Source organism: Bacillus cereus group sp. BfR-BA-01430 (assembly GCF_022663115.1).
GTDB classification, from domain to species: Bacteria; Bacillota; Bacilli; order Bacillales; family Bacillaceae_G; genus Bacillus_A; species Bacillus_A cereus_BD.
Window position 1 is genome coordinate 1 of the sequence record NZ_JAKUEW010000013.1, and the last position, 18898, is coordinate 18898.

Sequence of the window (18898 nt, forward strand, 5' to 3'; positions counted from 1 at the left end):
ATATAAGCTAGAATGCCTTTTGCCTTCCAAGACAACTGTTCATCTTTTAAACCTGTATTATTAATAGTGGTATAATTTCTATCTTTAACAACCCTGTATATACCCATTCATCTCACCTTCTTCATAACCACTTCATAATAAAAACCACGGTCACGATCTAAGACGAAACATCCTTTGAACAAGTGTGGATTTTCGTCCTTTTCATGTCTCACTGTTTCCAGTACCTTTCGAATAGGAAAGAGGTAATCAAAACCCTCTTTCTCTAAACGACGGCAACGCTTGATTAATTCTGATAACCTTCTATCACGTAAATACCGAGTGCGCGAACTCTTGTTTAATGCTAATGGTATAGAGCCATCACGAATTATCGTTTTCATTCCTCTGACACCTCAGCATATTCAACATCAATGAATCCTGCATCAGCTTCTACACCTGTGTTATTTTCTTTCACTTTCATAATCCCATTGTCTTGATTAGCCGCTTCGATTACTTGTCGCGATTCTTCTCGTTCAATAGATAATGGTGCTGTTTTTAGGAGTTTAATAATGACTGTTTTCTTTGCCATTTCAACAAAGTGATCTTTCCAAGGGCCAAACACCGCGCCATTCTTTTGCGATTTCGTGAATCTATCACGATGGCCTTCTACTTGTTTACGACTCATGACAACGAAGTCATAAGAACCATCCTTCAGCTTATATACTGCGTAAAAATGAGTGATTTTATTTTGGTCTTCTTCGCCACATGGCTTGTGGACGATATTCTTTTCTAATCCATACTCATATTCGAATTCATCACCTTCATAAACTTCATGAGCATAGATTGCTTTGACCTCGCCGCTGCGTCTTACAAGTTCCATGATGCCTTTATAACCTAATTGGAATTGTGCTTCTTTACGTTTTGTTTTGTTGTTATAGAAAGGAACGATGTATGCATGACCTAATAAGTTCGGTTCCAATCCTAATGAACCACAGTTCACAACTGCACCAACGATTGTTTCTGGTGCACATTCTAATAACGCTGGGTTACGTGTAGTTGCATTAAGGCCAACTCGAATTAATCGCTCTGGTGTCATATGTTTCGGTAATACCGATTCGATAGTTTTAAAGCTATCTTTAAACATAAGTTTCAATTGCTTATTAAGATTCGTTTCAGTTGATACTCCTGTTGTTTGTTGTGCTGCCATTTGTTGTTTTAAAGTTTCGTTAGTCGCCATTAGTTTTTACCTCCAAATTGTTTTACTAATACATGTTCAGAAGCGTCATTTAAGTTCCAACCAGCATCAAAATTACCATCTACATGTTTTTGTACAAACCAACATACTTTAGAATGATTATCCAACTCCTCACAAACTCTATCCCAAGCCTACTGTAATGTGATTTCCTGTTTCTTTTGTAAACGTGCTAACTGCTTTTTACGACGTGATTTCATTTCGCTACCTCTTTCATTTTTAATTTGAATGTTCTTGATCCACGAGCGTTTGTTTTGTATGTAACCTCAAAACGTTCATGTACACCTTTTTCACTGCATTTCAAAATATTAATCAGATCGTTTTTAGCTTTATCTTGCCGCTCTTTCCAATATTTAAGTTGTTCACCTGCTGTCTCGAAATCTTCAGCATAAGTAAGAGAATGTGAAGGTAATATAATATGGTCGCCTTCAATAGATTTTTCGTAAATTTCTTTCAAACTATCGGTGGTTGGTTTTAAGCCATCGACTGCTGGGGGGATACGTTTAGCTACAAAGTTATTCCAAAATACATCGCACTTTTTGATAGCCATTTTTATAATGTCTTCATCACGTTCAATTGTTTTGAATTCGAATTTATTACCGCCGATTAATACAGCGATATGCCATCTTTTATATCCTGTAACAGCCATATAATGTTGACATTGTAGGATGTATTGAGTCGGAATATTATCACCTTTCCATTCACCCCGTTTATATTCGCTAGTAGTCTTGCATTCTAGCCCCTCTTTTCGCCCGATTAATTCTCTATCAATATTGGCCATCATAAATGGATACTTTTTGCTACGTAACATTTCGTTTTTGCGTCGCACCTTCAAACCTGTACGTTTCGTAAATTCACGGGCCACAATATCCTCAAGGACATTACCCCAATACGCATACTCTGATTGTGGTTTTTCTTTTAATTCACCGATTTTATCTAAATATAGTGACATCGGCGAATTCCAATCACTGAGATTTAATACCGCTGCTAAATCACTACCACCAATGCCTTGACGACGTATCTCTAACCACTCTTCACGAGTTAAATCAGTTGTTCTTGCAATTACGTCATACGGTTTACTCATGTAGCCAATCCTCCTGTTATGTGATATACTGACTTCGACTTTTTTTATTTTCGTTTGACTCCTGCTGCAACAGGGGTCTTTTTTTCGTTAAGATAGTTATTTAAATCTTCCGTTAATTCTTTCTCTAATTTGAGTACCTCTAACTTCTTACTTAGATATAAATGCTCTTTCGCAAAATATTTAAAACCCTGTCGATCGTTGTTTAGCATCGCTTTCCACTGATTGTTTACAGCTTGATTCATTTTCTCAACGAGCAACATTTCTTCTGTTTTAGCCAACCTTCTCACCCTTTTTGATGATCTTGTCCAAGATATACATTCTTACCTTAATGCGGCATTTATCCTCATTGTTTGCAAAATGAAGCATACGAAGTAATCTAGCATAATCAGCGAATGTTGCATTCTGATAGTTGATATTTAAGTACATCACTTTTCCTCAACCTCCTTTCTTTTCCGTATCTCCTCGCATTTTCTAGCAAAGAACTCTGGACAGTTTCTTTGGAACCAAAGCGACATTTCACGCTTCGTTCTTTCTGGAATTTGCGGTGGTTTGACTACGATCTCCTTCATATTCTTCCTCCTTCAAATCGTTTGTTGCTTATACTTGAAATTCCACATCCACCTTGACTGTAATATCAACTGGTATTTCTTTCGTAACGCGAATAGACGCTGGATGTACCCCTTTTTCGATTAGTTGAGATACGATTTCTTTCACTTCTTCTTGTGTTTCGCATTCGTAAACAGACGTTGCGAATGTAGTTTTATTGATTACTAGATAATTTTGTTCTTGCATGTTGTTGCCTCCCATTTTTCTTCTCCTTCTAAACCATCGGTCTCCAGCCTTCGATAAACTTCATAGCTTCCTCGAAATCTTTCTTTAAAATGTCTCGATAACTATTCACATCGAATGCGTCTTTTAAGTTTTTACCTAGCAAACCAAATAACTTACGTGTAGTGTTATGAACTTCTTTATCGATATGACCGTTATTCCATAAGAAATAGATACGTCTTCCTTTTGCCTTTTCAAGCACTCGTTGCTGACCATAATCGATGGTTAATTGTTCCTCGATAACTTGTTCTAAGTTTGTCACGCGTTTATTTAAATTACTTGCCCCTGCTGCGATAAGCTCAATTTGTTTGAACGGATCAGTAGGTATTTGTTGTTCTCTCATATTGAAATATCCGTCTACAAATTGATCGTATAACTCCCACGCTGTATCATCTTCGAGGATTTTTAATAGTTTTGCGTATCCTCGTTCGGATAAGAGGTATATGTTATTCGATTTAGAAACCATCATTTTGCTTAAAATATTGTGGTCCGTTAAACCGACCTCAAATATCGTTCCCTTTAAATCAACAATATCGATACCATCTTTAAATCGTGAACGGTTTTCGTTAATTCGTAGATTGATATGTTTGACTTCTTTCTCGTGAATTTCAGCAATTTCTTTCACTAACATTGCTTTTTTACCTTCACCAAAACCACCCTCGATTCCAGTGAATTCATATCCTGCGACATGTTGTTTACCTAAAATATGTAGTTCATTCGCTACTGTTAATTGATCTGTCATTGTGCAATTTCCTCACTTTCTAAAATTCGATTAATTTTTTCTTTCACTTTCTTGCCGTCTCGCTTACCTAACAGAATATCTGATAGATACGGACCTGAGATGTTTAGCATTTTGGCTAATTCCGCTTGTTTCATGCCATTTACAAATAGCCACATTTTCACTTTTTTACCGAATGTTTTATCCATGTTGATAACTCCTTCTATTTTTTTAGCTAATTTTTTAGCTTTCTATTGACTTTAACTAACTTATTGAATAAAATAAAGGCATAGCTAAATAAACCTACATTAATAGCCTTTTAACGTTGGGGAACGTGGCATATCGGCTTTGATTTGTAGTGTTTCGAAAGCTAAATAACTAGCTTATGTACAAAGTATATTATTCAATACGTTAGTTGTCAACACCTTTTAACTAACTTATTGAATAAATATTTTCGTGCGGGCTTGGAAGGTTGATTTATATGGGAATTACAGAAATTATTAAGCAACTTTGTCAAAACAAAGGTATATCTGTATCTAAATTAGAAGAAGAATTAGGTTTTGGACAAAACACTATCTATCAATGGAAAAAAAGAACTCCTTCTGTTGAACGTGTACAAAAAGTAGCTGACTACTTCGATGTTTCAACTGATTACTTATTAGGAAGAACAAAAAAGAAATACTGGGAACTTACCGAAAAAGATGAAAAGGACATCCAAAAGAAATTAGAAGAATTAATAGAAGATATGAGCAATGCTGATGCTCTTGCGTTCTCTAAAGGATCTGAGCCGATGTCAGAGGAAACAAAACGCCTACTTATCGTATCTTTAGAAAACTCGCTTAGATTAGGAAAAGAAATGGCTAAAAAGAAATTTACACCTAAAAAGTACCGTAACGAAGATTGATTGGAGAGGATCTAATTGGTTTCAAAACATCAAATCGATTCAAAAATAGACGAACTACTTAGACGATACAATACCAGAGATCCGTTCCTCATTGCTGAAGAAAAAGGAATTGTTGTTATCACCGAAGACTTGGGGGATATTTTTGGGTACTATCATAAAGTATCTCGTATCCCTTTTGTACATATTAATGAACGACTTTCTTATCAGAATCAAGTTTTCACTTGTTTTCATGAATTAGGTCACGCTATCTTTCATCCGGATGAAAATACCCCTAAATTATCTTTGATATCTCTTTGCTCTGAAATTCGTATAGAAGCTGAAGCGAATTATTTCGCAACAAAATTTCTTATCGATGGAAGTCATCACGATTACTACATTCAAACAAAGCAAGAATTATTACAGTATTATGGAATCCCTAAACAAATGGAGCGTTTTATTTAAGGAGGAATAAACTATGGCTGTAGGAATTTATATTCGTGTAAGTACACAAGAACAAGCTTCCGAAGGACATTCTATTGAATCGCAGAAAAAAAAGCTCGCTTCTTATTGTGAAATACAAGGATGGGATGACTATCGTTTTTATATAGAAGAAGGTATTTCTGGTAAGAATACCAATCGCCCTAAACTTAAGTTGTTGATGGAACATATCGAAAAAGGCAAAATAAATATATTGTTGGTGTATCGTTTGGATAGATTGACTCGTTCTGTTATTGATCTACATAAATTGCTGAATTTCTTGCAAGAACACGGATGTGCTTTTAAATCAGCGACTGAAACGTACGATACAACAACAGCGAATGGTCGTATGTCGATGGGTATTGTATCTTTATTGGCACAGTGGGAAACCGAGAATATGTCGGAACGTATCAAATTAAATTTAGAACATAAAGTATTGGTTGAAGGTGAACGTGTTGGCGCTATTCCTTATGGGTTCGATTTGTCAGATGATGAAAAACTCGTTAAAAACGAAAAATCAGCCATTTTATTAGACATGGTTGAAAGAGTAGAAAATGGGTGGTCTGTAAATCGAATTGTTAACTATCTTAATTTAACAAACAATGACAGAAATTGGAGCCCGAATGGTGTGTTGCGATTATTAAGAAATCCGGCGCTATATGGTGCGACAAGATGGAACGATAAAATCGCTGAAAACACACATGAAGGTATCATTAGCAAAGAACGTTTTAATCGATTACAACAGATACTAGCGGATAGGTCTATACACCATCGAAGGGATGTAAAAGGCACTTATATATTTCAAGGTGTATTGCGTTGCCCTGTATGCGATCAAACCTTATCAGTTAATCGATTTATCAAAAAACGAAAAGACGGAACAGAGTATTGTGGGGTTCTGTATAGATGCCAACCTTGTATTAAGCAAAACAAATATAACCTTGCTATTGGTGAAGCTAGATTTCTTAAAGCACTAAATGAATATATGTCAACTGTGGAATTTCAGACTGTAGAAGATGAAGTTATTCCTAAAAAAAGCGAGCGTGAAATGTTGGAAAGTCAACTACAACAAATCGCACGCAAACGAGAAAAGTATCAAAAAGCTTGGGCATCAGATTTAATGAGTGACGATGAATTTGAAAAATTAATGGTTGAAACTCGTGAAACTTATGATGAATGCAAACAAAAATTAGAGAGTTGCGAAGATCCTATAAAAATAGATGAAACATATTTAAAAGAAATTGTGTACATGTTCCATCAAACCTTTAATGATCTAGAATCAGAAAAACAGAAAGAATTCATATCGAAGTTCATACGAACTATTCGCTACACTGTCAAAGAACAACAACCGATCAGACCAGACAAAAGCAAGACTGGAAAAGGGAAGCAAAAAGTGATTATTACTGAGGTCGAGTTCTATCAATAACGGTTGTATTTGTAGAACTTGACCAGTTGGCCCTGTAAATACGAGCAATCCATGTGAGTGATGTAGAAAAGAGAGAAGTTTCTTCGCTGAGCTCGGGAATAAAGAGAGGTGTGATAATGGTTGGATAGACGCTTGCAAATGCAAACGAATAACGAGGCTTTCCAAATATACTGTAGGAAGTGTAGATAATCGTAAATGTACTTCTTGACCATCAATTTGTAAATAAAGTGAGCCATTTTGTGGTTTACGCCTTTCTCCAATATCCATAGAAGCTAAAAACTTGAAATGCGAAATGAGTCTCTCTCCAAACTGCTTTTCAATATAATGTTTCGTCATTAAGTCCTGTCCAATGCGCAATTGAATCATTACATTCTCCTGATTGGGTACAATGTGTAAATCAGATGCCTGTACTGCACAAGCTTCTCTCATAATCTTATTGGCAAAGTGTTCAATATCATTCATTAGACTCCCTCCTCACTATGTATATATCACGCATACACCAAAAAGAAAAATAACAAAATTCTTATTTTCTCTATACTAAAAAGCTAAAACACATTTGTGAAATTATGAACAATTTCTGAATTGTTGACTAAATTTACCTATAGGCAACATTATCTGTATTATAATGTTAATATCTTGGATAAAGTTAAAAAGGTGGAGATCCTAATGGAACAAGCTTTAAAAATTACAGGTGTATTATCTGATCCAACTCGTTATTACATTTATAAATATATTTCACAAAAGCATAGTTATGTAACGGTACAAGAAATTGCCGAGGAGTTTAACATTCATCCGAACGTAGCACGTCTGCACTTATCAAAATTAGAAGATGTAAATATGTTGAAATCGGAAACAAAAAAAACAGGAAAAGGCGGAAGACCAAGTCGACTATATATATTATCTGAAGATGTAATTCAACTTCAGTTCCCATTTCGAGACTATCAATTATTAGCAAACATTTCCTTGAATGCTCTCCTTAGCCTTGGTGAACCTGGAAAGAAAGCGCTATACGAAACCGGTAAACAGTTAGGTAAAGAAATTATGGAACAACATCTGCATCGTTTGAATGTTCATGAAGATTCTTTAACATTAGAACATAAAGTACAAATTGCAAAAGAAGCATTATCAACCGCTGGCTTGTCTCCTTCATTTGAATTAAGTACAGATGGTACAAAAGTTTTCTATAATGTGTATAATTGTCCGTTTAAAGAAATTGCGGTTCATCATCCAAATGAAGTTTGTAATATGCATGGAGATATGATGAAAGGGGTTTTTGAAGTTCTATTCCCTCATATGGAGTTGCAGCGCCATGATAATTTACTAGATGGTTGTAAATCTTGTAACTACACAGTGAATCTTTAATGTTACGTTAAACAAAATGTGTCAAAAAGAAGTCAATTTTATGTGACTTCTTTTCTTTTTTTCACAAATATTTACAATAGTAAGAAAAATAAACTATAATAAGAAGGAGATTACTTTTTTTAGAAAAGGAGGGAGATTGCATGGAGCGCATGTTTCGCGTTCTTGGCTTTTGGACTGGAATTTTCTCAGTAATGTTTTACTTAGGGGATATGTACGCTACAGCACTACTATTTTTAGGACAAACAGGATTTTTTGTACTTTTAAGTTATTTAAAATTAACAGAGCGTATGTATATATACGTATTCGGAGCATATTTAACAGTCTTCTTCATCGGATTTACATACTATACAACATTTTTATTTATCCCTGGAACTGGACATTAGAAAGATGGCAACTTGCCATCTTTTTTTTATTTTCCACAATCACCTAGTTGACTTATAGGATTTCTTGAAATATATTTATATAACAGATGGAATGAAGGGGGAATCAACTTGAATACACTGCTAATCGGAATTAATATTGCCGTCATGCTCATCTTAGTTAGCGTATTATACTATATGCAACGTAAGCATGTATCTTTTAATAAACGTGTATTTACTGCTTTAGGAGTCGGAATTACATTTGGTCTTATTTTACAATTCATTTACGATCCTACTTCTAAAGTTATCATTGAATCAAACAACTGGTTTAGTTTAATTGGTAGCGGTTATGTGAAACTGCTACAAATGATTGTTATGCCACTTATTTTAGTTTCTATTATTTCAGCATTTACGAAATTAAAGTTAACAAATAATCTTGGTAAAATTAGTGGACTGATTATCGGTATTTTAATCCTTACAACGGGAATTGCAGCCGCTGTCGGTATCGCTGCAAGCGCGGGATTCGACGTACAGGCAACTGGTTTACAGCAGGGCGATGCAGAAACTGCTCGTTTAAAAGCGGTAGAAGAGAAATTTACTTCTATCGAAAAAACACCAGTTCCACAAAAATTGTTGGAACTACTACCTACAAATCCGTTTCTTGATTTAACAGGCGCACGTCCAACTTCAACAATTTCTGTTGTCATTTTCGCTGCTTTCATCGGCATTGCTTATCTTGGCGTAAAACGTAAATATCCAGAGCAAGCAGATGTATTCAAAAAAATGCTTGATGCTGTATATGCGATCGTTATGCGCATCGTAACATTAATTTTACGCCTTACACCATACGGCGTGTTAGCTCTTATGACAAAAACAGTAGCAGGTAGCGATGTAAATGCAATTTTAAAACTTGGTAACTTTGTTTTAGCATCTTATGTAGCTCTTATTGTTATGTTTATCATTCATTTATTATTAATTGGACTATCTGGTTTAAATCCAATTCAATATGTAAAAAAGGTATTTCCAGTATTAACGTTCGCATTCACTTCTCGCTCTAGTGCTGGTGCAATGCCATTAAATATTGAAGCACAAAAAGAAAAACTTGGTGTTTCAGAAGGAATTGCAAACTTTGCTGCTTCATTTGGGGTATCAATCGGTCAAAACGGTTGTGCTGGTATTTACCCAGCAATGCTTGCTATGATGGTCGCTCCAACTGTTGGAATCGATCCATTACAGCCACAATTTATTTTAACGTTAATCGCTGTTGTTGCAATTAGCTCATTCGGCGTTGCTGGCGTAGGTGGCGGAGCAACATTTGCAGCATTAATCGTACTGTCTACAATGAACTTACCAATCGGTATTGTCGCTCTTGTTATCTCTGTGGAACCATTAATTGATATGGGCCGTACAGCTCTGAACGTAAGCGGATCTATGGCAGCAGGTCTTATTTCTAGTAAATGGCTTGGTGAGTTAGATCATCATACTTATAACCAAACTGAACAGACAGAAGAAGTTGCTTCATAATAAAAAAACTCTAACATGATAAAACATGTTAGAGTTTTTTTATTCTTTTCTTTGTCTTTCCAACATCATCTATCACTAAAAAAAGAATCATCCCTTCTACTATGGCACACTTTTTCATCGCCTATCGTCCGTTCTTTTACAAATAGCCATTTTTCTCGCACCATGCATGAAATTGTCCTACATCTATCCCCACTAAAATAATATCCTTTAACTCTATATCAATAGCATGATTATCAATGACAATCATGAAGGTTTGACCTGACTGTTTTTCCACTTTCTGTACAATCCCCATTTTGTTTCGATACGGTCCATCTTTTATATATGCTTTTTGTCCTACAATATCAAAGTTCAAGACTCTCACCTCTTTTGCTGCAAATCTATTAGAAAGTTTCCTTTCATTACGTTATTTCTGTATATATATGATAAAACGAAAAAAAGAGTCCTTCCTTTATTACAATTATTTTTTCTTTATTTCATTTTGGTAAATTATACGTAAAAATATAGAATTCTGCATTTGAAAACGTTTTCTTGTTATGTTTACATGTTATAATAAAAAAGCAGAACTTCGTAAAGAGGGAGACAAATGGATATAAAAATTATTACAAAAGTAATCGAAGCATTAAAATCTTATGGATTTCAAGATGCAACATACTGCGAAGAAACAAAACAATTTTTATTTCATAATCAAACTGATATTATGAACGGCTATGCAGAAATCACATATAGTAGTCAATTTGAAAAATTTAACGTACAAATTCACCCGATTGAAACACATCATCAAGCGGAGTTACAAGAAGTTGAAAAACACATTCAATCTTGCATACGTAAAGTAGAATATTTAAACGCTCTTCTTACAGGACAAAAAAAACTAAATGAAAAAGTTATGATGATGTAAAAAAAGAACGTGATAATTATCACGTTCTTTTTTTACATCATCATTTATCCCGCTATTTTAGGGCAGTAAGACTCCCACCTCAAGATTCAGAGAAAAGCAAGGAAGATAGGTGGGAGTAGGGCTGCCCGTAACAGCCCGATTGGTGAGGGCTCATAATCAGTGGGGGATGAAGAAAACCCCCACTGATTAAAGTTTCTCTTTATTCCATTTCCATCTTTTCTTTCAATTGCAGACCTGTAACAGACTCTAATACATCCATCGCTTCCCCAATTGTCATATCAAAAATAGCCTTGTCTTCCATGTACGGAAATTCTTTAAATCGCTTTTCCATTCCCTTTACAATATCTGATGTAAATAACGAACTATCAATGCCAAACTCCGTTTCCAGAAGAACAATCCAATCTAAAACATGAAATCCTAATCCGTTTATAAATGTAATCAGTTTCTCTTTAGGCTGTGAAGTTAAAAATACATAACGCTCCATTTCTCCAAATAGCTGTTCACCTAAAACGTCTGCGATTTCCTCATCATGTTCATGATTCACAATTTCATCATACCCATAGTCATCAACAAGCTCTTCTATTTCCTCTCCATCTACACAAAGTAATTGACTACGACTTGCATCCTTTTTAAATGCACTTTTTTGCACAACTTCTAAAAAACTTGTGTTCCATCCCTCTTGTAGTTTCATCTTAATAACTCCTTTATTTTTAAATATATACTTTGCTGAAACTTCTCTTTCGCTCTTTCATTACAAAGTCTCACCTGATCAGATAGAGTAGAAGCATGACATATAGACTGATTCACATACACAGGTGGATCAATGAAACGAGCCTTTCCACCTTTGTAACAAATATCATAGTCTTGTCTATTCTCTTCTAATAATACCCCTGGACGCAATTTATGTAACAAATTTGTTATCTCATCATCTTGACATCGTTTTAATTTTTCAAGTAACTGCTCATCCTCCAATAAGAAATCTTCTATATCAATTCGCTTTCTTTTTAATGCAATCTGTAATGCTTTCGTCAATAGATAGTCACTATACGAACCTAATGGATGTAAAAAGAAATCAATTGTTTCTTTATAATATACTTCTGTAAACCACTCAGCAGCTTCTATAGACCGTAAACAAATTTGTTGTTCTCGAACAATTAACTCCTTTAAAAAAGTAGAAACTTCTTGTTTTGAAATCATTCCATATGTATATAAATCGCGAAGCGTATAATCTATTCGATCTGCACATAAGGCCGGTAATGGCTGTTCTAATAGCTTCCATTGTTCCCAATTTTGAAGGACTTTAGAATCATATCCATACTTTTGTAAAATACGAGGTATATCTGAATTTTCGATAACTGTTTCAAAAATAAGTTCATGATAGTCCTCATCTTTTTTATGTAACACTCGATCAACAACATGTGAAAAGGCTGTATGAGATACATCATGTAACAAAGCTGCAACCTGTTCAGCTTCACTTCCCCCTAACATTTTCACAAGAAGCATAACACCGACAGAATGTTCAAAGCGGGTAACATTCCAATTTGGGTTTACTAAAAAACTAGCCCCAGCTTGATGAACTTTTTTTAACCTTTGCATCGCTTTCGTTTCGATAAGTTCTTCTAATATACCGCCTATTTCAAAAGTGCCGTATACCGTATCATGAATTTGCATTATACCTCATCCTTACTTGTAATATAAGAGACAAACGCCTCGATCTCGCCTTGAAAAATATGAATCTCTGGTAAGTGGTAAAAGGTCGTTTGAAGAGAATTATGTTTATGATACAGGTGAATTTTTTTCTCTAAGGCAATCGCCATCCCAAGCTCAATATGACTACCATATCCTCCATCTAACAAAAGTAGAAAAACATCAGCTTCTTGTATCGCTTGTTTTTCTGCTTGACCAATCTTTTGTAATTGTTCTTTCTGTACAGCTCTTTCATTTTGCGTCCAATCATATGTATGTTTCCAATCTATTTCTTTTAACTTACTCGCTACAAACCGAACGAGGTCTTTATTTTGAAAACTGGAAGCGATATAGAAATTCATCTAAATTAACTCCTTATTTACAGAAGATGAAAGGAAACTCTTTTTATCACGAAAGACTTCAATAGATTGAGTCTGGTCAAAAGAAATCCCCATCTTTATAACTTATTTTACGTTTAAGTGATGGGGCGTCTCATGGTCTTCTTTTATTTTCTGTTTTTTATGATTTTCATGCGCTAACATATCTAACTCAGCTGTTATTTCTGATTTCTCTAAATTTCTTTCTTGTGAAAATTTCCTCGAAATATAAACAATAACACTACCAACGTAAAGGACAAAACATATAATAAGAGCAGTATTTTCATAGAGACTCAGCTCCATCATAGTCACTCCTTATCCATTCTTATTTTCACACTTAAAGAACGAGCATTTTCCTATAAATCTCTGTTATTTTAACATAAATATAGTTTTTCTTCGAATCTTTCACGCTATAAAAAAGCATGACTTTTCATCATGCCTTTAAAATAAATTTTATACTCGTTTTGATTCCTTCTTTTCCATTATAGTTTCTTCGTTCTTTTTTATACACCTCATGATTACAATATCATTTATCTACATGTTTTATAAGAGAGTCTGCTGCTAAATCTTCCTCATACCATACCGATGCATATCCTTATCTTTCACAAGACCCATTCTTTTCACACTATAGTACACTAAAATACCTTGCTTCAGGATGAGAAAATACCATAGCTGTTACAGATGCCTCTGGCTCCATCATAAATCCTTCTGTTAATGAAATACCTATTTCCTCGGGATGAATAAGGCGAAATAACTTTTCCTGGTCAGCAAGTTCAGGACATGCAGGGTAACCAAAGGAAACACGAATTCCTCTATATTTCGTACGGAACCGCTCTTCCATCGTCATCTCAGGAGCGTCTGGAATCCCCCAGCGATCCCGAATTAACATATGTGTTTTTTCAGCGAGCCCTTCAGCTAATTCTAATGCTAACGATTGAATTGCATGACTGCGTAAATAGTCTCCCTTTCTCTTCCATTCCTCCGCAACGTTGCGAACTCCTTCTCCAACTGTAACAGACAAGAAGGCAACATAATCCATCTCCTCACCAACAGGACGTAAATAATCCCCTAACGTACGATACGGCGCTTTCATTTGCCGTGGGAATGAGAAACGCTCTAATACGCGTGTATGATTTTCTGGGTCATAGATGATAATCGTCTGTCCATCACTTTGAGCAGGGAAAAATTGATATATAGCTTTTGGACGTAAGCAAGATTGTTCTTCCTGCAATAACTCATCAATTAAATCATTTAACTCATGTGCTCGTTTGTCACCTTCTTTGAGTAGTTTTTTTACATTTCCTCTTAAGCCAAGGTGATGCCCGATTAACATTTGCCTATTTAAAAATGAGGAAAGATGTGAAACAGGAAGATCACGAAGAACGATTCGCTTTGTTGAATCTGGTACCATCACTTTCGCTTTTGGCAACGGCTCAATCACTGCTGGAATTTCTACTTTCTTCTCCTCTTGTTTCACAGTATGAAGATGACGCTCTTTTTTATTCTGCTTCATTTTCTCTCGTTCTTCTTCTTTTTGTAACCGATTCATAATATCAAGACCTGTCATTGCATCACTTGCATATAATACAAGCCCATCATATGAAGGAGAAATACGATTATCTGTAAATTTTCTTGTTAATGCCGCACCCCCTACAACAATCGGGATATGAATATTTGCTGCTTTTAAATCTTCTGCAGTTGTAACCATTTGTTGCGCTGACTTGACTAACAAACCAGAAAGCCCAATGATATCGGGTTTCTTTTCCTTTACTTCTTGAATGATACGATCAGAACGAACATTGATTCCTAAATTAATAATTTCATACCCATTATTTGACAAAATAATATCAACAAGGTTTTTCCCAATGTCATGCACGTCCCCTTTTACAGTCGCTAATAACACTTTCCCTTTTTTAGCGCTATCACTAGATTCCATATGTGGTTCTAAATAGGCAACTGCCGCTTTCATACTTTCAGCACTTTGCAATACTTCCGCAACGATTAGCTCATTATTATTAAACAATCGACCTACTTCATCCATACCTGTCATGAGCGGGCCGTTAATAATATCAAGAGGTTTTCTCCCTTCTGCAAGCGCGCGGCTTACATCATCTTGTAATCCTTGCTTCGTCCCTTCTACAATGTAGTTTGCTAGTCGTTCATCCAGCGTTAATGTTTCTTGAACAACCACATCTTTCTTTTTTGCACTTCTATAAAAGTTCGTAAATTCTTCTAATGTTTCTTTCGTTGTTTCAAATAATAGCGCATCCGCGAGCTTTTTCTCTTCCTTTGGAATAGAAGCATAGCGCTCTAATTTTTCTGTATTTACAATCGCATAATCTAATCCAGCTTTTGTCGCATGATATAAAAATACGGAGTTTAATACTTCACGCCCAGCTGGCGGTAATCCAAATGATATATTACTGACTCCTAAAATCGTTAAGCATTCTGGTAATGCTTCCTTAATAAGACGAATTCCTTCAATCGTTGCGGCTGCCGAGCCAATATATTCTTCATCACCAGTTCCAACTGGAAAAACAAGCGCATCGAAAATAATATCGGAAGGACGTATCCCATATTTCTTCGTTAATAATTCATAACTTCTTTTTGCAATTTCTAACTTTCTTTCTGCACGAACTGCCATTCCTTCTTCATCGATCGTTCCGACTACAATGGCGGCACCGTATTTTTGAATAAGCGGTGTAACCTGCTCAAATCGTTCTTCTCCATTTTCTAAGTTAATCGAATTAATAACACCTTTTCCTTGTATATATGTAAGAGCCTTTGCCATAACTTTTTCATCTGTAGAGTCAATCATAATGGGTACTTTTAAGACTTTCGTAACTTCCGCTAAGAAGTTTTCCATATCTTCAACTTCATCACGATCGGGATCTGCCATACAAATATCGATAATATGTGCGTTTTTCTTCACTTGCGCTCGTGCAATTTCTGCTGCCTCTTCAAAATTCCCTTCCGCTACTAATCGTTTAAACTTTCTTGAGCCAATTACATTCGTTCTTTCTCCAACAAATAATGGTCTCATCGAATCATCATATTGCAATGCCTCTAGGCCACTAATTCCATGCCCTGCTCGCTCATTGTACTGACGAGGCTTACAAGATAATAACGTCTCCTTTATTGCTCTTATATGTTCTGGTGTGGTGCCACAACAACCTCCAATAATATTAATCCATCCTTCTTCAGCAAAACTTTTCACCTTTTCAGCAAGTGAAGCGGGCGACTCATGATAATGACCATCTTCATCAGGAAGACCTGCATTGGGATAACAAGAAATATAGCATTCTGACAACTCAGAAAGAGACCGAATATGTTCGCGCATAAATTCTGGTCCAGTTGCACAATTTAGTCCAACTGATAATGGCTTCATATGTTCCACCGATAAATAAAACGCCTCAATTGTTTGTCCTGCTAAAGTTGTTCCCATCGGCTCAATCGTCCCAGAAATCATAAGAGGCACTGTTTGATGTAACTGTTCAAATGCATTTTGAATTCCTAAATAGGCTGCTTTTACATTGCGCATATCTTGACTTGTCTCAACAAGCAATAGATCGACCCCTCCGCGTAGCAATCCTCTTGCTTGCCTTGTATAAGCTTCCATTAACTCTTCAAAAGTTACACCACCCGTGACACTAATCGCCTTCGTTGTTGGTCCCATTGCACCAGCTACATATACTTCTTTTTGACTTTCTTTCACAGCTTGCCTTGCTAAAAGTGCCGCTCTTTCGTTTAACTCTTCATCTAAATGAGACAATTTATAATCACTTAATACGATATTCGTCGCACCGAATGTATTGGTCTCAATGATATCCGCACCGGCATCAATATAGGCCTTATGGATATTCAAAATAAGATCTGGTCTTGTCTTTACTAAATATTCATTACATCCTTCGTATTCTTCACCACCGAAATCATCAGCTATTAAATCGGCTTGTTGAATCATCGTTCCCATTGCACCATCTAATATTAAGATTTCTTGCTGCAACCTTTCTTCAATCCGTCTCATTTCTTACTTCCTCTCTCGCTTCTTGTTTTTCCTTTACATATTTCACAAGATGTTCTGTAATCTCATATTTTAAAAATGGCGTAATAAGGTAAATGCCATGAAAATATTTCAATGCTTCATCAATTAACTCCTGTGCAATACCGATCCCTTCTTCAATCGCATCCGCTTCTATTTCATGTTCTCCCATTCTTTCTCGCACGTGATCTGGAAGCGTAATCCCCGGTACTTCAAAATGAAGAAAATCTGCATTCCGTTTGCTTACTAGAGGCATAACTCCAATAAAAATAGGTTGTTCTAAATGTTTCGTTTCTTCGTATACTTCATAAATCAACGCCTTATCATAAATGGGCTGCGTTAAGAAATATTCAGCACCCGCTGCAATTTTTCTTTCCATCCGCTTTACTGCAGCTTTTAAATGTCTTACATGTGGATTAAATGCCCCTCCGACAGAAAACCTTGTTGCCGGACCAATCGATTTCCCTAAAATGGATCGACCATCATTCATCTCCTGAATCATCTTAATAAGCTCAATAGACGATACATCATATACAGAAGTAGCCCCTGGAAAATCACCAACCCGAGCTGGATCACCTGTTAAAGCGAGTACTTCTTCCATTCCTAGCGCTGATAATCCAAGTAGATGCGATTGTAATCCAATTACATTGTGATCTCGGCACGTTAAATGAGTAAGTACTGGTATATCGTGCTTCGTTAATAACGCTCCCATCGCCATATTTGAAATGCGCGGTGAAGCTAACGAATTATCAGCTAATGTAATCGCATCAGCACCTGCTCGCTTTAATGCTTTCGCTCCTTCAAAAAAACGCTGTGTATCCAATGTTTTAGGTGGATCTAGTTCAACGACAACTGTCGTTTGTTTTTTCGCTTTCTCGGCAAGAGTACTATGCGATCGGGAGCGCTCCGAGTGTACATGAATGACTTGTGGCCTTAAAACAACCATCTTCTCTATAACAGGTACTTGATTGGTAATTGCACGTTTCATTCTTTCAATATGTGCCGGTGTTGTACCACAACAACCTCCTAATAAACGAACCCCTTGTTCAATAAACTTTGGTGTCATCGTCTCAAAGTAAGCCGGACTTCCTTCGTATATATAGCGTCCTTCTATATAATTTGGAAGTCCAGCATTTGGATAAGCAGATAAATAACCGTCTTTCGGAATCGAGATCATTCTTAAAGCTTCCGTCATAGGAAGCGGTCCCAATTGACAATTTAGGCCGACCACATTTGCACCATCATGTATGAGTTGTGCTAATATCTCATTCACATCATTTCCATTTTGGGTCGTACCAGCCTCATGAAGTGCTAATTGTGCAACAATCGGAATATCTGTTTGTTTCCTTAGGACTTTGATAGCATGTATGAGCTCAAATTCATCATAAAATGTTTCAAGCAGTAGCCCATCTACCTCTTCTTCTATTAACGCTCCAGCCTGTTCAAGTAGCATAAATTCTCGCTCTATATTCGTTGTCGTAACGGCACCAATATGTTTCATTCCACCAATCGTTCCTAAAATCGCATTTTGCTCCTTAACTGCTGCTTTCGCGAGCTTTACTGCTGCTCTATTAATTTGTACAACTTGATTTTCTAAGCCATATGTACGCAATTTCGCCTCATTTGCACCATATGTATTTGTTTGGATCACATCAGCTCCAGCAGCTACGTATTGTTTATGAATCGATACAATTAAATCTGGATCTGATATATTTAACTCTTCAAAACTACTTTGTAGTCCGTGTGAATGCAGTAATGTACCAATTGCTCCATCACCAATTACAATCCCTTTTGATAACAAATCTAGTAATTTCACTTATCTCCCTCTTTTCTATCAATATAAAAAGTCCCCCTCTTCACCTTGAAGAGGGGGACTTTATCAATCCACCTCTTATCACGCAAAACGACTTGTTTTGCAGGTATTAGCACCGTTTCAAACGTATTGTTTGAAGGTTGCCGGGTTTCACAGGGCCTTTTCCCTCCACCGCTCTTAATAAGAGTTTGTCCTTACTATT

23 protein-coding genes, 1 pseudogene and 1 riboswitch are annotated in these 18898 nt (G+C 36.1%); of the genes and pseudogenes, 7 read left to right on the forward strand and 17 right to left on the reverse strand.

Features of this window, described 5'->3' with window-relative positions:
• Positions 1 to 107: 107 nt before the first annotated feature.
• The 9 genes from MR058_RS18055 to MR058_RS18090 all read right to left on the reverse strand — a co-directional run bounded on the left by MR058_RS18055 (position 108) and on the right by MR058_RS18090 (position 4067).
• Complete coding sequence (locus MR058_RS18055) at positions 108 to 377, reverse strand: hypothetical protein (RefSeq protein WP_210351773.1); 270 nt, start codon at positions 375 to 377, stop codon at positions 108 to 110.
• Positions 374 to 1213: a recombinase RecT gene (locus MR058_RS18060; RefSeq protein WP_094396556.1), complete on the reverse strand. Its 840-nt coding sequence runs from the start codon at positions 1211 to 1213 to the stop codon at positions 374 to 376. The genes MR058_RS18055 and MR058_RS18060 overlap by 4 nt, the downstream gene beginning before the upstream one ends.
• Positions 1213 to 1338: a hypothetical protein gene (locus MR058_RS23340; protein WP_269149240.1), complete on the reverse strand. Its 126-nt coding sequence runs from the start codon at positions 1336 to 1338 to the stop codon at positions 1213 to 1215. Before MR058_RS23340 ends, MR058_RS18060 begins: the two co-directional genes overlap by 1 nt.
• Positions 1339 to 1424: 86 nt before the next feature.
• Positions 1425 to 2312 (reverse strand): YqaJ viral recombinase family nuclease, encoded by an 888-nt coding sequence (locus tag MR058_RS18065; RefSeq protein ID WP_094396557.1) that lies wholly within the window; start codon positions 2310 to 2312, stop codon positions 1425 to 1427.
• Between the two features lie 44 nt (positions 2313 to 2356).
• Positions 2357 to 2590 (reverse strand): hypothetical protein, encoded by a 234-nt coding sequence (locus tag MR058_RS18070; RefSeq protein ID WP_094396558.1) that lies wholly within the window; start codon positions 2588 to 2590, stop codon positions 2357 to 2359.
• A 147-nt stretch (positions 2591 to 2737) separates the two neighbouring features.
• Complete coding sequence (locus tag MR058_RS18075; protein WP_157671227.1) at positions 2738 to 2881, reverse strand: hypothetical protein; 144 nt, start codon at positions 2879 to 2881, stop codon at positions 2738 to 2740.
• A 28-nt stretch (positions 2882 to 2909) separates the two neighbouring features.
• The gene (locus MR058_RS18080; RefSeq protein ID WP_210351774.1) at positions 2910 to 3104 is read right to left on the reverse strand and encodes a hypothetical protein; all 195 of its coding nucleotides are present in this window, start codon (positions 3102 to 3104) and stop codon (positions 2910 to 2912) included.
• Positions 3105 to 3132: 28 nt separating this feature from the next.
• Positions 3133 to 3882: an ORF6N domain-containing protein gene (locus MR058_RS18085; RefSeq protein WP_210351775.1), complete on the reverse strand. Its 750-nt coding sequence runs from the start codon at positions 3880 to 3882 to the stop codon at positions 3133 to 3135.
• On the reverse strand, positions 3879 to 4067 hold the full coding sequence (locus MR058_RS18090) for a helix-turn-helix domain-containing protein (protein ID WP_100064857.1): 189 nt from the start codon (positions 4065 to 4067) through the stop codon (positions 3879 to 3881). The genes MR058_RS18085 and MR058_RS18090 overlap by 4 nt, the downstream gene beginning before the upstream one ends.
• 272 nt (positions 4068 to 4339) lie before the next feature.
• Between MR058_RS18090 and MR058_RS18095 the strand changes: the two genes are divergently transcribed.
• From MR058_RS18095 to MR058_RS18105, 3 genes are read left to right on the forward strand one after another with little or no spacing between them, the layout of a single operon-like run.
• Positions 4340 to 4762 carry a helix-turn-helix domain-containing protein gene (locus tag MR058_RS18095; protein WP_242145282.1) on the forward strand — a complete coding sequence of 141 codons (423 nt, stop codon included), beginning with the start codon at positions 4340 to 4342 and terminating at the stop codon, positions 4760 to 4762.
• Between the two features lie 15 nt (positions 4763 to 4777).
• Positions 4778 to 5203 carry an ImmA/IrrE family metallo-endopeptidase gene (locus MR058_RS18100; RefSeq protein ID WP_242145283.1) on the forward strand — a complete coding sequence of 142 codons (426 nt, stop codon included), beginning with the start codon at positions 4778 to 4780 and terminating at the stop codon, positions 5201 to 5203.
• 13 nt (positions 5204 to 5216) lie between these two features.
• Positions 5217 to 6641: a recombinase family protein gene (locus MR058_RS18105; protein WP_012095429.1), complete on the forward strand. Its 1425-nt coding sequence runs from the start codon at positions 5217 to 5219 to the stop codon at positions 6639 to 6641.
• A gap of 21 nt (positions 6642 to 6662) precedes the next feature.
• On the opposite strand, the pseudogene MR058_RS18110 reads toward MR058_RS18105, so the two are convergent.
• Positions 6663 to 7103: pseudogene (locus MR058_RS18110) on the reverse strand (ATPase, T2SS/T4P/T4SS family); the annotation flags it as partial.
• A 204-nt stretch (positions 7104 to 7307) separates the two neighbouring features.
• Here MR058_RS18110 and MR058_RS18115 point away from each other — a divergent pair.
• The 3 genes from MR058_RS18115 to MR058_RS18125 all read left to right on the forward strand — a co-directional run bounded on the left by MR058_RS18115 (position 7308) and on the right by MR058_RS18125 (position 9886).
• A complete protein-coding gene (locus MR058_RS18115; protein WP_242145284.1) occupies positions 7308 to 8003 on the forward strand; it encodes a helix-turn-helix transcriptional regulator in 696 nt (231 codons plus the stop codon).
• 140 nt (positions 8004 to 8143) lie between these two features.
• Positions 8144 to 8386 (forward strand): DUF2626 domain-containing protein, encoded by a 243-nt coding sequence (locus MR058_RS18120; protein WP_012095433.1) that lies wholly within the window; start codon positions 8144 to 8146, stop codon positions 8384 to 8386.
• Positions 8387 to 8530: 144 nt separating this feature from the next.
• Positions 8531 to 9886: an L-cystine transporter gene (locus MR058_RS18125; RefSeq protein WP_277926628.1), complete on the forward strand. Its 1356-nt coding sequence runs from the start codon at positions 8531 to 8533 to the stop codon at positions 9884 to 9886.
• 136 nt (positions 9887 to 10022) lie between these two features.
• Here MR058_RS18125 and MR058_RS18130 read toward each other — a convergent pair whose 3' ends face one another.
• Complete coding sequence (locus MR058_RS18130; RefSeq protein ID WP_242145286.1) at positions 10023 to 10238, reverse strand: DUF3912 family protein; 216 nt, start codon at positions 10236 to 10238, stop codon at positions 10023 to 10025.
• A gap of 231 nt (positions 10239 to 10469) precedes the next feature.
• Here MR058_RS18130 and MR058_RS18135 point away from each other — a divergent pair, with 231 nt between their 5' ends.
• Positions 10470 to 10781 carry a hypothetical protein gene (locus MR058_RS18135; protein ID WP_242145287.1) on the forward strand — a complete coding sequence of 104 codons (312 nt, stop codon included), beginning with the start codon at positions 10470 to 10472 and terminating at the stop codon, positions 10779 to 10781.
• 199 nt (positions 10782 to 10980) lie between these two features.
• Here the strand turns inward: MR058_RS18135 and MR058_RS18140 are convergent, their stop codons facing one another.
• The 6 genes from MR058_RS18140 to MR058_RS18165 form a co-directional block, all read right to left on the reverse strand.
• A complete protein-coding gene (locus tag MR058_RS18140) occupies positions 10981 to 11472 on the reverse strand; it encodes a hypothetical protein (RefSeq protein WP_242145288.1) in 492 nt (163 codons plus the stop codon).
• Positions 11469 to 12452 (reverse strand): HD domain-containing protein, encoded by a 984-nt coding sequence (locus tag MR058_RS18145; protein ID WP_242145289.1) that lies wholly within the window; start codon positions 12450 to 12452, stop codon positions 11469 to 11471. Before MR058_RS18145 ends, MR058_RS18140 begins: the two co-directional genes overlap by 4 nt.
• Positions 12452 to 12829 carry a nucleoside 2-deoxyribosyltransferase gene (locus tag MR058_RS18150; protein WP_242145290.1) on the reverse strand — a complete coding sequence of 126 codons (378 nt, stop codon included), beginning with the start codon at positions 12827 to 12829 and terminating at the stop codon, positions 12452 to 12454. The genes MR058_RS18145 and MR058_RS18150 overlap by 1 nt, the downstream gene beginning before the upstream one ends.
• 102 nt (positions 12830 to 12931) lie before the next feature.
• On the reverse strand, positions 12932 to 13150 hold the full coding sequence (locus MR058_RS18155) for a DUF3966 domain-containing protein (RefSeq protein WP_242145291.1): 219 nt from the start codon (positions 13148 to 13150) through the stop codon (positions 12932 to 12934).
• Between the two features lie 319 nt (positions 13151 to 13469).
• On the reverse strand, positions 13470 to 16868 hold the full coding sequence (gene metH, locus MR058_RS18160; protein ID WP_242145292.1) for a methionine synthase: 3399 nt from the start codon (positions 16866 to 16868) through the stop codon (positions 13470 to 13472).
• Positions 16855 to 18699, reverse strand: coding sequence for a bifunctional homocysteine S-methyltransferase/methylenetetrahydrofolate reductase (locus MR058_RS18165; RefSeq protein ID WP_242145293.1), 1845 nt, complete (start codon positions 18697 to 18699; stop codon positions 16855 to 16857). Before MR058_RS18165 ends, metH begins: the two co-directional genes overlap by 14 nt.
• Positions 18700 to 18771: 72 nt before the next feature.
• A riboswitch (SAM riboswitch) is annotated at positions 18772 to 18883 on the reverse strand.
• Positions 18884 to 18898 lie beyond the last annotated feature (15 nt).

Bases quoted from the DNA above. Each gene is read 5' to 3' on its own strand.
- MR058_RS18055 (WP_210351773.1), bottom strand. From the start codon at position 377: ATGAAAACGATAATTCGTGATGGCTCTATACCATTAGCATTAAACAAG.
- MR058_RS18060 (WP_094396556.1), bottom strand. From the start codon at position 1,213: ATGGCGACTAACGAAACTTTAAAACAACAAATGGCAGCACAACAAACA.
- MR058_RS18065 (WP_094396557.1), bottom strand. From the start codon at position 2,312: ATGAGTAAACCGTATGACGTAATTGCAAGAACAACTGATTTAACTCGT.
- MR058_RS18075 (WP_157671227.1), bottom strand. From the start codon at position 2,881: ATGAAGGAGATCGTAGTCAAACCACCGCAAATTCCAGAAAGAACGAAG.
- MR058_RS18080 (WP_210351774.1), bottom strand. From the start codon at position 3,104: ATGCAAGAACAAAATTATCTAGTAATCAATAAAACTACATTCGCAACG.
- MR058_RS18085 (WP_210351775.1), bottom strand. From the start codon at position 3,882: ATGACAGATCAATTAACAGTAGCGAATGAACTACATATTTTAGGTAAA.
- MR058_RS18090 (WP_100064857.1), bottom strand. From the start codon at position 4,067: ATGGATAAAACATTCGGTAAAAAAGTGAAAATGTGGCTATTTGTAAAT.
- MR058_RS18095 (WP_242145282.1), top strand. From the start codon at position 4,340: ATGGGAATTACAGAAATTATTAAGCAACTTTGTCAAAACAAAGGTATA.
- MR058_RS18105 (WP_012095429.1), top strand. From the start codon at position 5,217: ATGGCTGTAGGAATTTATATTCGTGTAAGTACACAAGAACAAGCTTCC.
- MR058_RS18115 (WP_242145284.1), top strand. From the start codon at position 7,308: ATGGAACAAGCTTTAAAAATTACAGGTGTATTATCTGATCCAACTCGT.
- MR058_RS18120 (WP_012095433.1), top strand. From the start codon at position 8,144: ATGGAGCGCATGTTTCGCGTTCTTGGCTTTTGGACTGGAATTTTCTCA.
- MR058_RS18125 (WP_277926628.1), top strand. From the start codon at position 8,531: ATGCTCATCTTAGTTAGCGTATTATACTATATGCAACGTAAGCATGTA.
- MR058_RS18135 (WP_242145287.1), top strand. From the start codon at position 10,470: ATGGATATAAAAATTATTACAAAAGTAATCGAAGCATTAAAATCTTAT.
- MR058_RS18140 (WP_242145288.1), bottom strand. From the start codon at position 11,472: ATGAAACTACAAGAGGGATGGAACACAAGTTTTTTAGAAGTTGTGCAA.
- MR058_RS18145 (WP_242145289.1), bottom strand. From the start codon at position 12,452: ATGCAAATTCATGATACGGTATACGGCACTTTTGAAATAGGCGGTATA.
- MR058_RS18150 (WP_242145290.1), bottom strand. From the start codon at position 12,829: ATGAATTTCTATATCGCTTCCAGTTTTCAAAATAAAGACCTCGTTCGG.
- MR058_RS18155 (WP_242145291.1), bottom strand. From the start codon at position 13,150: ATGATGGAGCTGAGTCTCTATGAAAATACTGCTCTTATTATATGTTTT.
- metH (WP_242145292.1), bottom strand. From the start codon at position 16,868: ATGAGACGGATTGAAGAAAGGTTGCAGCAAGAAATCTTAATATTAGAT.